A 12,966-nucleotide genomic window follows, 5' to 3' on the forward strand; every position below is an offset into this window, starting at 1 on the left:
TGGGGCGTTTTTGTTGGGTCCCGCTCAGCGCTTGGCGCGGGATGCGAACGCCTCTGCGCTGATCGGCTCAAGCCGGGCGACATCGCAGCTGCCGGTGTCGGTGCGCAGCTTGCTGGCGCGTGCCCCGCACAGCTGGCCCTCGTTGCTGGGGGTGGCAAACTCGAGCTTTCGCGAGAAGCTGGCCTGGCTGCAGCTGTTCTGGAAATGGACGATGTAGTGATCGGTGCCGTTGCGCAGCAGGATGCTGCGATCGGCGCCCTTGCGGACCAGCTGCTGGTCGCTGGACAGGGTGATGCAATCGGAGGCCGCCGGGGTGGCGGCAGCTGGCGCAGTCTGCGCCGATGCCGTAGCGGCTACGCTGGAAACAACCAACAGGCAAAGCGCGATCAGGGTCTTCATGGCGGGGGCCAGTGGGTCACGATCCGGAGTGGACCGTAGACCACAGTGCCTGCGTTCGGCCGGTGGCGAATCTGCATCAAGGCAGGCTGACTGATGTCAGGGTGCCGTGGGGCAGGGTGACTGCCGGCACGGTGGGCACAGCTGAATGGCGCCCACGCAAAAAGGCCAGCGCAGGGCCGGCCTTTGATCGCGTCTTCCGGAGAAGCCGCCCTGCCGCTTACTTCATGCGGTAGGTGATGCGACCCTTGGTCAGGTCGTAGGGCGTCATTTCAACCTTGACACGGTCGCCCGTCAGGATGCGGATGTAGTTCTTGCGCATGCGGCCGGAGATGTGGGCGATGATTTCATGCCCGTTTTCCAGTCGAACGCGGAAAGTGGTGTTCGGCAGCGTCTCGCTGACGGTGCCTTCGAACTCGATGGAGTCGTCTTTCGACATGTAGTCCTGTGCAGTTCTATAAACGGCCGAGCTGGCCTTAAGAGCGGGCATTTTACGCGCATCTCCCCCGGGATGCAAAGATTGCGTTAACCGTCCGCCTCAGGCCAATGATGTGGCGGAAACGTCGCCAAACCGCTCCGTCCAACCCCCGGGCGGCGCTGCGGCCTGCACCTGCTCCCGCACCACCCCCAGGAACCGCTCCCGCGGCCAATGTTCGGCGCCCATCCGCAGCAGGTGGTCGTTTTCCACCTGTGCATCGATCAATGGCCACCCCCACGACGACAGCCGGTGGGCCAACCCGGCCAGCGCCACCTTGGAGCCGCCGCTGGCCGCGCTGAACATGCTTTCGCCGAAGAACATCCGGCCGATGGCCACCCCGTAGATCCCGCCCACCAGCCGGTCGCCGTCCAGCACCTCGATCGAATGGGCGAAGCCGAGGGCATGCAGCGCCACATAGGCCTCGATCATGTCCCGGGTAATCCAGGTCCCGTCCTGCCCGGGGCGCGGGCTGGCCGCGCAGGCCTCGATCACCTCCCGGAAGCGGGTATCGGCACGCAGCATCCAGCTGCTGGCGCGCAGGCTGCGGCGGAAGCGCGAGGACAGGTGGACGCCCTCGGTGCGGAACACCATGCGCGGGTCCGGCGACCACCACAGCAGCGGCTGGCCCTGCGAGAACCACGGAAAGATGCCGCCGGCGTAGGCATTGAGCAGGCGCGCCGGCGAGAGGTCGCCGCCCAGTGCCAGCAGGCCATCGGGATCGCGCAGCGCGGTTTCGGCCGGCGGGAAGGGGGCGTCCGGCCGGTTGTCCAGTCGCCAGGGCAGGTGCCGGGTCATGGGGACTCGATGGCCTTGAATGGGGTGTGCTCGGCCAGCAGCTGCGCATAGCGCTGCACTTCCTCGCGCTCCTGCGCGCACCAGCCTGCAAGGGCGGCGGCGAACGCGGGCTCGGCCAGCCAGTGCCGGCTGCGCACCGCATGTGGCAGGAACCCACGCGCCAGCTTGTGCTCACCCTGCGCGCCGGGCTCGAAACGGGTGAGCCCTTCGCGCAGGCAGTACTCGATACCCTGGTAGTAGCAGGTTTCAAAGTGCAGGCCGGGCAGGGTGGCGCCACCCCAGTAGCGCCCGTACAGGGTGTCGCCACCGCGCAGGCACAGCGCGCCGGCGATCGGCTGGCCCTCCAGCATGGCCAGGAAGATCACCAGCTGTCGCGGCATTGCCGTGGCCAGGTGCTGCAGGAAGGGCAGGGTCAGTGCCGGCGAGTTGCCGTACTCACTGAAGGTCTGCAGGTAGAAGTCGTGCATGGCCTGCAGGTCGGCGTCGGTGGCTTCATCGCCGTGCACGATCCGGTAGTTCACCCCGGTGCGGGCCAGCTTGGCGCGCTCCTGGCGGATGTTCTTGCGGTGCTTGTGGTCCATCGCGGCCAGGAAGCTGCTGAAGTCGGTCCAGTCGCCCGGGTTGTGCCACTGGAACTGGATGTCCTCGCGCAGCAGCCAGTCGGGGCCGAACGCGGCGTCGTCTTCGGCCAGGTGGAAGTTCACGTGCGCCGACGACCAGCCCATGCGGGCGACTTCCGCGCGCAGGGTTTCCACCAGCGTGCGAGCGGTTTCCGCATCCTTCGCCAGCAGGCGCGGCCCGCTCACCGGCGAATACGGCACCGCGCCCAGCCACTTCGGGAAGTACGCCAGCCCGTGGCGGGCATAGGCATTGGCCCAGGCGTGATCGAACACGAACTCGCCATGCGAGTTGTCCTTCAGGTAACCCGGTACCGCCCCGATCAGCTGGCCGCTCTCCCACAGGGTGAAGTGGCATGGCCGCCAGCCCCATTCCGCACGCAGGCAGCCGTGTTCCTCCAGCCCCTGCAGGAACGCGTAGCTGACGAACGGGTTGCGGCCGTCGTGCAGCGCATCCCAGTCGGCGGCGGGCAGGTCGGTGAGGCGATGAAGGAAGCGTATATCGGGCATGGCTGAAGGATAGGGCAGGCAGATGGAAAACGGGGTGTTTTAGGCGGCGTTGATCGGCTTGCGGTAACCGATAAGAAAGTCGTTCAGTAAACGCCGGGAAGCGTGCGTTGGCGCGCGTTCGTGCGGCCATGAAGGGAGGAGATTTCAAGTCGCGCCGAACTGTTGGCGCGAATCTCAGTCGACTCAGGAGCTTCGTCGTGATCAAGTGCAGTGGCCTCAACCGTCTCTTCTCCGCTTCAATGCTTGCCGTCGGCGCGTGTTGCGGCTTCGCCCCGACCCCGCTTCATGCAGTTGAGGTCTTGGCGCCAGAAAGCAATATGGAGCTGGATATGCTCCTCACGCGTGCAGCCAGCGATCTGGTGGGGCGTATAGAGCTGCTTGAGGGGCAGGCGAGAAGCAGGCATGTCAGTGCGTCGGTGGATCTTTCGCAAAAGGTCATCACCGTGAACCTGGATCGCGGTTTCATCCCGCAGGACTACGGCCCTGCATTTGAAGATCAACGCAGCATCATCAACAACGCGCTGTTGTCAGTCACCGAGCGATTCCTGCATGTTTCGCAGGTCAAATACCTTTACGGTGGATTCGACGTCTACCACTATTTTCCAGAGGTCAAGGAGGAGGATGATGCGGCTCGAAAGGCCGGGGAGCGCATCCGCCGTGAAAAGCAGGGACGAGAGCGATCGGGGCAGGTCGCGGGGTCTGGCGTGGCATTCGTGGCGGCAGGGCATGGATACTACTTCGACCATAAGGACCGAGCATGGAAGACGCAACGAGACCCCCATAACGGCGTGATGGAGGGCATGCTGACGCCCACCTATGCCGCTGAGCTGAAAAGCGTCATCGAACTTCGCTCTCAGATGCCTGTGATCCGGCCTCGCGTCCAAGATGGGACGGGGACTCACCCGGAGAGTGGGCAGGAGTGGTGGCGGATGGCTGCGCGCTATTCGGTCGCGGCGCAGTACCCGGGCAATCCTGAGATATGGAATACCCATGAAGGGAGTGCTGCAAGTGATCGCGAGTACAAAGAGGACATCAACACTCGACCACTGCTTGCCAATCATCTGGGTGCAGAATTCGCCATCCACCTGCACAGCAATGCAGATGATCACGGTACGGCAAGGGGTGCCCGTGTCATCGTCCAGCCCGGGCGTCCCTCAGATGCAGCGCTGGGAGCGAGCGTTCTATGTGCAATGAAAGAACTGATTCAAAGTACTCCCGGCTACGAGTCGTTCGTCGTAGCGCCTGCGCCTCATTCCGAGGATAAGGGCGAAAACCGTCTGGCCACCATGCCCTCCATCATCGTCGAGACGGCGTTCCATACGCATCCGGAAGATGCGGCGGCACTATTGGACCCGGTGTTCCGTGCGGCTTCGATGAAGGGGGTTGAGAAGGGCCACCGTCTGTTCCGTGATGGCAAGGACTGTACGCCGCTGGCCCTGTCAAAGATTGATCGCGTTACTGTTCCTGCGAATGGGGCGGCAGAGACCAGCGTTCGTTTCGACGGCCATCCACAGTTCCCGGTAACCCTCACCTTCACGCCTGTCTACTGCACCCAGCCGGGCGCCTGCAGGGCGGAAGTGAAGACGATTACGGAGGCGTCTGCCTCACCCATCAAGGTGCAGATGTCCTGCGAAGGGAGCGGCTACGGCATGGTCAACTGGAGCACGGTCATGCGCGATGCCGACGGCGTCACTTCCGGCCCCGTCGAGCACTGGATGACATGCGAGAGCAGCAGTTGATTTGGCAGTTCCATTGACATGCAGAAGGTCGGCGCGGTGCGCCGGCTTTCGCAGAACAAGCGTGACTTAGTCTTGGGCGCGGGCAATGTCCGCGAGCGCCTTGGTGATGAACGCAGGGTCGCCGTCACTCTCAAGGATGCAGGCATCCAGATAGGCCGCCATTTCTTCGGGGGTGCGAAGATGATCTGCTACGTCGAACGCTTGTGTATTGATCTTCTCTGTCACAGCTGCCTGGCTCCGAGGCGCTTCTCGATGCGCCGATGCTTCACCTGTCCAGCGTAGCCGTAAGGTCGTGTGGCGAGCATTGCAAACAGTTGCGTATGACCAGAAACGAAGAAGGCCGGCGCTGGGCGCCGGCCTTCCTGGGGTGCTTCAGGCGCCGCCGATCAGCTCAGCTCGCCCTTGGCATCCAGGTAGCGCTCAGCGTCCAGCGCGGCCATGCAGCCGAAGCCGGCCGAGGTGATGGCCTGGCGGTAGTGCTGGTCGGCCACGTCGCCGGCGGCGAACACGCCTTCCACCGAGGTCTGGGTGGCGTTGCCGCCCAGGCCCGAGCGGATGTCCAGGTAACCGTTGTTCATGGTCAGCTGGCCTTCGAACAGGCTGGTGTTCGGGTGGTGGCCGATGGCCACGAAGAAGCCGTGGGCGTCGATGTCGCGGGTGCTGCCGTCCAGGGTGGACTTCACGCGCACGCCGGTGACGCCTGCTTCGTTACCCAGCACTTCGTCCACCTGGTGGTGCCACACGGTCTCGATCTTGCCCGAGGCGACCTTGGCGAACAGCTTGTCCTGCATGATCTTTTCCGCCTTGAGGGTGTCGCGGCGGTGGACCAGGTAGACCTTGCGGGCGATGTTGGACAGGTACAGCGCCTCTTCCACGGCGGTGTTGCCGCCGCCGACCACGACCACGTCCTGGTCACGGTAGAAGAAGCCGTCGCAGGTGGCGCAGGCCGACACGCCGCGGCCCTTGAAGGCCTCTTCGGTGGGAATGCCCAGGTACTTGGCGGTGGCGCCGGTGGCGATGATCAGCGCGTCGCAGGTGTACTCGGCGCTGTCGCCGATCAGCTTGAACGGGCGCTGGGTCACATCGGCGGTGTGGATGTGGTCGAAGATCACTTCGGTCTCGAAGCGCTCGGCGTGGGCCTGCATGCGCGCCATCAGGTCCGGGCCCATCAGGCCGTGGGCGTCGCCCGGCCAGTTGTCCACTTCGGTGGTGGTCATGAGCTGGCCGCCCTGCTGCAGGCCGGTGATCACCACCGGGTTCAGGTTGGCGCGGGCGGCGTAGACCGCTGCCGTCCAGCCGGCCGGGCCGGAACCGAGGATGACGAGCTTCTGGTGGCGGGAAGGCTTGGAATTGCTCATGTAGACTCGCAAAGAGATGATGGGGCGGGGCGCTGGGGAAAGATTGCCCGGCGTCGAAGACAGGTCATAGAGTGGCGGCAGGGGTCGCCCGATTCAAGGCGAGCGGTGGAACGGCGCAACCCAGCCGGTGGTGGTTGGCGTGCCGTCAGTCGTTTATTATCAAGCACTAACAGTGCATTCCCAAGGTCTGGTCTAAGGTGGCGAAACAGGTCCCGGAACGATCCAAGTCTCCCGACGGCAAAGCGGCGTCGCGCCGTGCTGCGGCTGCGGCGCCGGTCGAAAATCCCCGTCGGCAGCGCCTCTGGCGCGACCTCGGCCTGATCGCGATCGCCCCGGCGTTGCTGTATCTGGTCGCCAGCCTGTTCACCTATTCGGCGAGCGACCCGGGCTGGTCGCACACCGGCAGCGTGGTGGCGCCCATCCACAACATGGGCGGCCGGGTCGGCGCCTGGGTGGCCGATGTGCTGCTGCAGCTGTTCGGTTACATGGCGTTCCTGCTGCCGATCGTGCTGGGCGCGCTGGCGTGGTTCGCCATGTTCGGGCTCAAGCGTGAGAGCAAGGGCGAGCACGACCTGGACCCGGCGCTGCGGCTGGTCGGCCTGGTCGGCTTCCTGATTGCCGGCACCGGCTTCCTGCACCTGCGGCTGTTCAGTGGCGATGTGGGCCATGCCGGCGGCATCCTCGGCCGGCTGGTGGGCAATTCGCTCAGTGCTGGGTTCGGCGCGCTCGGCGCGAACCTGTTCGTGCTGGTGCTGCTGCTGGCCTCGATCACCCTGGCCACCGGCATTTCGTGGTTCGTGGTGATGGAGAAGATCGGCCGCGCGGTGCTTGCGCTGCCGCCGCTGCTCAGCAAGAAGAAGGAGCAGGCCACCGAGTGGCAGCAGACCCGCGCCATGCGCGAGGAGCGCCAGGAAGTGCGCAAGGTGGACGCCGAGGTGCGCGCCAAGCGCGAACCGGTCAAGATCGAGCCGCGTCCGGAACCGGTGCTGGAAAAGAGCGACCGCGCCAAGCGCGAAACCCAGATTCCGATGTTCCGCGGCGTCAATGGCGATGGCTCGGACCTGCCGCCGCTGGCGCTGCTGGATGATCCCAAGTCGCAGCCCAAAGGCTACGACGAGGAGACGCTGGAAACCCTGTCGCGCCAGATCGAGTTCAAGCTCAAGGACTTCCGCATCGACGCGCAGGTGGTCGGCGCATATCCCGGCCCGGTGATCACGCGCTTCGAGATCGAGCCGGCACCGGGCATCAAGGTCAGCCAGATCAGCTCGCTGGACAAGGACATCGCCCGCGGCCTGTCGGTCAAGTCGGTGCGCGTGGTGGATGTGATTCCGGGCAAGTCGGTGGTGGGTCTTGAGATCCCCAACGTCACCCGCGAAATGATCTACCTGTCCGAACTGCTGCGCTCCAAGGAGTACGACAAGTCGGCCAGCCCGCTGACCCTGGCCTTGGGCAAGGACATTGCCGGCCGTCCGACCGTGGCCGACCTGGCGCGCATGCCGCACCTGCTGGTGGCCGGTACCACCGGCTCGGGCAAGTCGGTGGCGGTCAACGCCATGGTGCTGAGCCTGCTGTACAAGGCCTCGCCCAAAGACCTGCGGATGTTGATGATCGACCCGAAGATGCTCGAACTGAGTGTCTACCAGGGCATTCCGCACCTGCTGGCGCCGGTGGTCACCGACATGAAGGAAGCCGCCAACGGCCTGCGCTGGTGCGTGGCCGAAATGGAACGGCGCTACAAGCTGATGAGCGCGGTGGGCGTGCGCAACCTGGCCGGCTTCAACAAGAAGGTCAAGGACGCCGAAGACGCCGGCCAGCCGTTGATGGACCCGCTGTTCAAGCCGAACCCGGAGCTGGGCGAAGCCCCGCGCCCGCTGGAGACGCTGCCGTTCATTGTCATCTTCATCGACGAATTCGCCGACATGATGATGATCGTCGGCAAGAAGGTCGAAGAGCTGATCGCGCGCCTGGCACAGAAGGCGCGTGCGGCCGGCATCCACCTGATCCTGGCCACCCAGCGTCCGTCGGTGGATGTGATCACCGGCCTGATCAAGGCCAACATCCCGACCCGCATCGGCTTCCAAGTCAGCTCCAAGATCGATTCGCGCACCATCCTGGACCAGTCCGGCGCCGAAACGCTGCTGGGCCACGGCGACATGCTGTACCTGCCGCCCGGCACCGCATTGCCTGACCGTGTGCACGGCGCGTTCGTTTCCGACGAGGAAGTGCACCGCGTGGTCGAACACCTCAAGGCCAGCGGCCCGGCCGACTACATCAGCGGCGTGCTGGACGAAGTGCAGATGATGGGCGATGGCGTGGTGGTGGGTGCCGGTGGCCTGCCCGAGTCCAGCGGGGCGGCAGGGGATGAATCGGATCCGCTGTACGACGAAGCAGTGCGGATCGTGACCGAAACCCGCCGCGCCTCGATTTCCGGTGTGCAGCGCCGGCTCAAGATCGGCTACAACCGCGCCGCGCGCCTGATCGAAGCCATGGAGATGGCCGGCGTGGTCAGCCCACCCGAACACAACGGCGACCGCAGCGTGCTTGCGCCGCCCCCGCCGAAGTAACGCCGGAACCGCAATGATCCGCATGACATGGATGACCGCGTGCGCGCTGGCGTTGGCGCCCCTGCTGGTGTCGGCCCAGGCGGTCGCCCCGGCCCCGGTTCCGGCGCCTGCGATGGCACCGGCACCGGCCCCGCCGGCCGCCCCCAGCGATACCCAGGCCAGCAACAACTTCAGCTTCGTCAGCTACCGCGCCGATTACGTGGTGCGCGCTGACGCCGGCAACGTGCAGACCGAGTCCTACGACATCCTGCTCAAGACCAAGGCAGCGGTGGAGCAGTTCAGCCAGGTGCGGCTGAGCTACAGCGAGAAGATGGAAACGCTGGAGGTGCTGTCGGCCTACACCCTGACCGCCGACGGCCAGCGCCGTGACGTGCCGGCCGACCGCATCTACACCCAGGAAAGCTACTCCAGCGCCGCGGCGGCCATGTACGCCGACCGCAAGGTGCGGGTGGTGGTGTTCCCCAACCTGGCGCCGGGTACCCGGGTGGTCTACCAGACCCGCCGCACCCAGACCCAGCCGTACTTCCCGGGCTACTTCAGCCTGTGGGAAACCTTCAGCGGGTTCTCGCAGTACGACGATGCGCAGGTCACCCTGAGCGCGCCGGCCTCCCTGCCGATGTACGTGCAGCAGCGGGGCGTCCAGGGCAGCCAGAAACCCGTCATCCGGAACGGGCAGGCGAGCTGGGCCTGGCGCTACCGCCGCCCGGACCCGATGCCGGTGCAGATCTGGACCGCGGCGCCGTGGGAATTCAGCCCGACCATCATGGCCAGCACCTACCGCGACTGGGCGCAGGTGGCGCAGGCCTACCAGCTCAAGGGCGGCGAGGCGGCACGGGTGACCCCGGGGATCCAGGCGCTGGCCGACGAGGTCACCCGCGGCATCGTCGACCGGCGGGAGCAGGCCGCCGCGCTGTACCGTTGGGTGTCGCAGAATATCCGCTACGTGGCGGTGTACCTGGGCAACGGCGGGCTCGAGCCGAACCCGGCGCAGAGCATCCTCGACAACCACTACGGCGACTGCAAGGACCACGTGGTGATCCTGGAGGCGTTGCTGGCCGCGCGCGGCATCGACAGCACGCCGGTGCTGATTGGTGCTGGCGGCGGCCCGACCCTGCCGGACATTCCCCTGCTGGGGCGGTTCAACCACGCCATCACCTATATTCCCGAGTTCGACCTGTACCTGGATTCCACCAGCGCCTATGCGCGCTTTGGCCAGCTGCCCGACGCCGACCTCGGTGCGCCGGTGCTGCATACGCGCCAGGCCAGGGTGGCACGCACCCCGGCCAACGATGCCGCGCGCAACGGCAGCGGCTTCGAGGTGACCTTCCGCTTCGACCCGGACGGCAACCTGCAGGGCCAGACCGTGCAGCAGCCCCGCGAAGTGGGCGAGATCGGGATGCGCGGCGCTTTCGCCCGGCTCAACGCGCAGAACCGGGCGCGGGTGGAGGAGTCGATCATGGCCTCGTCCGGCTTCGATGGCAGCGGCACGCTGACCCTGCTGGGCGACCCGCAGGACCTGACCCGGCCGTTCAACTACCGCTACGACTTCCACGCCCGGGATTACGTCGATTTCGGCGTAGTCGGCGGCATGGTGCTGCCGGACCCGCCCGGTGGTGAGTCGTTCCGTGACATCTACACCACCACTTCAGCGCCGGACAACGCCACCCCGTTCTACTGCAACGACACCCTGCGCGAAGAAACCTACCGGCTGGAGTTCCCGGCCGGGGTGCCGATCGTGGCGATGCCCCGCAACCAGCAGTTCCGTAATGCCGCCGGGGAGTATGCGCTTGAGTGGCGCCGCGAAGGGCAGGCCATCGTCGCCCGCCACCGCCTGCACCAGAACGCGGTGCGCGGCGCGGATGCGCTGTGCCAGCCGGGCGACTATGCTGCGTTCCGCGAGCTGTACCAGCAGGTGCGGCGCGGCTTCCGTGGGCAGGTGGTCTACGGCGACCTTCGCACGGTGCAATCCGTCCCCTGACCCCCCATTCAGGATGACCTCGGCACACTGCCGGCCATCCTTACCACCTTCATTGGATACCCGTATGCAGAGCACTTTCCGCCGCTGTCTTGTCGCCGCCACGCTGGTCTGCGCCAGTGTCGGGTCGGTGTCTGCCTGGGCCGGCGCCCGCGATGAGCTGACCACGTTCACCAAGGGCCTGAAGGGCCTGGACGGCAAGTTCGAGCAGAAGGTGTTCGACAGCAAGGGCAAGGTGAAGGAAACCACCAGCGGCAGCGTGGCGTTGTCGGTGCCGAACCAGTTCCGCTGGGAGTACAAGGTGCCGCACGAGCAGCTGATCATTGCCGACGGCAGGAATGTGTGGGTGTACGAGCCGGACCTGCAGCAGGCGACCAAGCGGGTGCAGGGCGCCGAGGAACAGAACAGCCCGTTGATCGCGCTGATCACCCCGGCGCTGCTGGAAAAGCAGTACGACGTCAGTGAAGAGGCCGCGCAGCGCGATGGCCTGCAGTGGCTGTCGCTGACCCCGAAGCGTGAAACCGAAACGTCGTTCCAGTACGCCGCGCTGGGCTTCAACGCGCAGGGCCTGGCCCGCATGGAAGTGACCGATGCGGTGAACCAGCGCACGGTGATCTCGTTCAAGGACTGGAAGCGGAACCCGACGTTCCCGAAAACCACCTTCACGTTCACGCCGCCGAAGGGCACCGACGTCATCGGCAACTGAGCGTAGCCGGGCAGGGCCCGGCGCTGCGTCATTCGGTCATACAATAGTGGCGTGGCCAGAAACCGAACGACATTCAATGAACCCGATCTGCTGACGGTGGATCGGGACAGCATGCGCCCGCTTGCCGAGCGCATGCGCCCGCAGACCCTCGATGAGATGGTGGGGCAGAAACGCCTTCTCGCCCCGGGCAGTGCGCTGCGCCGGGCAGTCGAGTCCGGGCATGTACACTCGATGATCCTGTGGGGGCCGCCAGGCTGCGGCAAGACCACGTTGTCCCTGCTGCTGGCGCACTACGCCGACGCCGAATTCCGTGCCATCTCCGCGGTGCTTTCGGGCCTGCCCGAGGTCCGGGTGGTGCTGGCCGAAGCGGCCCAGCGCTTCGCCGAAGGCCGCCGCACGGTGCTGTTCGTGGACGAAGTGCACCGCTTCAACAAGGCGCAGCAGGATGCATTCCTGCCGCATATCGAGCGCGGCACCATCGTGTTCGTCGGTGCCACCACGGAAAACCCTTCATTCGAGCTCAATTCGGCGTTGCTGTCGCGCTGCCGCGTGCACGTGCTGGAAGCGGTGTCGCCGGCCGACATCGTCGAGGCGCTGGAGCGGGCGCTGCAGGACAAGGAACGCGGGCTCGGCGCCGAGGCGCTGCAGGTCACCCCCGAAGCGCTGCTGGAGATCGCGACCGCCGCCGACGGCGATGTGCGGCGCGGTCTGACCCTGCTGGAGATCGCCGCCGAACTGGCTGGCGGTGAAGGCGGGCGGATCAGCCCGGAGATGCTGGTGCAGGTGCTGGCCGACCGCACCCGCCGCTTCGACAAGGGGGGCGAGCAGTTCTACGACCAGATCTCGGCCCTGCACAAGTCGGTGCGCAGCTCCAATCCGGATGCGGCGCTGTACTGGCTGACGCGCATGCTCGATGGCGGCTGCGATCCCTCCTACCTGGCCCGGCGCCTGACCCGCATGGCGATCGAGGACATCGGCCTGGCCGATCCACGCGCGCAGTCGATGGCGTTGGAAGCCTGGGACATCTACGAACGGCTGGGCAGCCCGGAGGGCGAGCTGGCCTTCGCCCAGCTGGTGCTGTACCTGGCCAGCACCGCCAAATCCAACGCCGGCTATGCCGCCTTCAACCTGGCCAAGCAGGAAGTGCGCGAGACCGGCACCCAGGAGGTGCCGCTGCACCTGCGCAACGCGCCGACCAAACTGATGAAGGAACTGGGTTACGGCAAGACCTACCAGTACGACCATGACGCCGAAGGTGGCATCGCGCTGGACCAGACCGGCTTCCCGGATGCGATGGGCGAGCGGGTGTATTACCAACCGGTGGCGCGCGGCCTGGAAATCAAGCTGAAGGAAAAGCTCGACCGGCTGCGTGCCGAGCGCGAGCAGGCGCGGGCGCGCAAGGGCAGCGACTGATGGGGGGCTTCAGCACGTGGTGGCAGCAGTTGGGGCTGGTGATGGCCGGCGGCGCGCTGGGCGCTGCGCTGCGTTTCATCATCGGCGACGCCATGCTGCGCCAGTTCGGCAACGGCTTCCCCTGGGGCACGCTGACGGTGAACCTGGTGGGCGCCTTCGCGGTCGGCTACGTGGTGGTCTGGCTGCAGACCCGCGGCAGCGCGGCATTGTATTGGCGCGCGTTCGCCATCGTCGGCATCATTGGCGGGCTGACCACGTTCTCGTCGATGATGCTGGAGGCAGTGCTGCTGGTCCGCAACGGACGCGGGTGGGTGATGCCGACGTATCTGGGCATCAGTCTGGTGGCGGGATTTGCGCTGGTGTGGTTGGGCGCGCGGTTGGCGGAGTCCTCGCTCGCGCGGTGATCGATTCCGCG

The 12,966-nt window shown here is 66.0% G+C and carries 11 protein-coding genes and 1 pseudogene; 6 read left to right on the forward strand and 6 right to left on the reverse strand.

All coding sequences use genetic code 11. The annotated features are described in order from the left end of the window. Positions 1–24: 24 nt before the first annotated feature. The 4 genes from SOM39_RS13895 to SOM39_RS13910 form a co-directional block, all read right to left on the reverse strand. Positions 25–399 (reverse strand): hypothetical protein, encoded by a 375-nt coding sequence (locus SOM39_RS13895; RefSeq protein ID WP_184123686.1) that lies wholly within the window; start codon positions 397–399, stop codon positions 25–27. Between the two features lie 217 nt (positions 400–616). Next, positions 617–835 (reverse strand): translation initiation factor IF-1, encoded by a 219-nt coding sequence (infA, locus tag SOM39_RS13900; RefSeq protein WP_005409596.1) that lies wholly within the window; start codon positions 833–835, stop codon positions 617–619. 99 nt (positions 836–934) lie between these two features. Next, entirely contained in the window at positions 935–1,669 is a 735-nt protein-coding gene (aat, locus tag SOM39_RS13905; protein WP_320458638.1) for a leucyl/phenylalanyl-tRNA--protein transferase, read from the reverse strand. Next, positions 1,666–2,796: a GNAT family N-acetyltransferase gene (locus SOM39_RS13910; RefSeq protein WP_320458639.1), complete on the reverse strand. Its 1,131-nt coding sequence runs from the start codon at positions 2,794–2,796 to the stop codon at positions 1,666–1,668. Before SOM39_RS13910 ends, aat begins: the two co-directional genes overlap by 4 nt. A 197-nt stretch (positions 2,797–2,993) precedes the next feature. Here SOM39_RS13910 and SOM39_RS13915 point away from each other — a divergent pair, with 197 nt between their 5' ends. Then, complete coding sequence (locus SOM39_RS13915; RefSeq protein ID WP_320458640.1) at positions 2,994–4,535, forward strand: N-acetylmuramoyl-L-alanine amidase; 1,542 nt, start codon at positions 2,994–2,996, stop codon at positions 4,533–4,535. A gap of 72 nt (positions 4,536–4,607) precedes the next feature. Here SOM39_RS13915 and SOM39_RS13920 read toward each other — a convergent pair. Together SOM39_RS13920 and trxB are read right to left on the reverse strand one after the other, a co-directional pair. After that, positions 4,608–4,760: pseudogene (locus SOM39_RS13920) on the reverse strand (DNA-binding protein); the annotation flags it as partial. A 161-nt stretch (positions 4,761–4,921) separates the two neighbouring features. Further along, on the reverse strand, positions 4,922–5,893 hold the full coding sequence (trxB, locus tag SOM39_RS13925) for a thioredoxin-disulfide reductase (protein WP_068851800.1): 972 nt from the start codon (positions 5,891–5,893) through the stop codon (positions 4,922–4,924). A 197-nt stretch (positions 5,894–6,090) separates the two neighbouring features. Here trxB and SOM39_RS13930 point away from each other — a divergent pair, with 197 nt between their 5' ends. The 5 genes from SOM39_RS13930 to crcB all read left to right on the forward strand — a co-directional run bounded on the left by SOM39_RS13930 (position 6,091) and on the right by crcB (position 12,955). Beyond that, positions 6,091–8,457: a DNA translocase FtsK gene (locus SOM39_RS13930; protein ID WP_320458641.1), complete on the forward strand. Its 2,367-nt coding sequence runs from the start codon at positions 6,091–6,093 to the stop codon at positions 8,455–8,457. A 13-nt stretch (positions 8,458–8,470) separates the two neighbouring features. Next, complete coding sequence (locus tag SOM39_RS13935) at positions 8,471–10,435, forward strand: DUF3857 domain-containing protein (RefSeq protein ID WP_320458642.1); 1,965 nt, start codon at positions 8,471–8,473, stop codon at positions 10,433–10,435. 64 nt (positions 10,436–10,499) lie between these two features. Next, positions 10,500–11,138 (forward strand): outer membrane lipoprotein chaperone LolA, encoded by a 639-nt coding sequence (lolA, locus tag SOM39_RS13940; RefSeq protein WP_320458643.1) that lies wholly within the window; start codon positions 10,500–10,502, stop codon positions 11,136–11,138. Between the two features lie 111 nt (positions 11,139–11,249). Then, positions 11,250–12,551, forward strand: a complete 1,302-nt coding sequence (locus tag SOM39_RS13945) for a replication-associated recombination protein A (protein ID WP_249834259.1) — start codon at positions 11,250–11,252, stop codon at positions 12,549–12,551. After that, entirely contained in the window at positions 12,551–12,955 is a 405-nt protein-coding gene (gene crcB, locus SOM39_RS13950; RefSeq protein ID WP_217538117.1) for a fluoride efflux transporter CrcB, read from the forward strand. The genes SOM39_RS13945 and crcB overlap by 1 nt, the downstream gene beginning before the upstream one ends. Positions 12,956–12,966 lie beyond the last annotated feature (11 nt).

The organism is Stenotrophomonas sp. CFBP8994, from assembly GCF_034044835.1.
GTDB lineage: Bacteria > Pseudomonadota > Gammaproteobacteria > Xanthomonadales > Xanthomonadaceae > Stenotrophomonas > Stenotrophomonas rhizophila_A.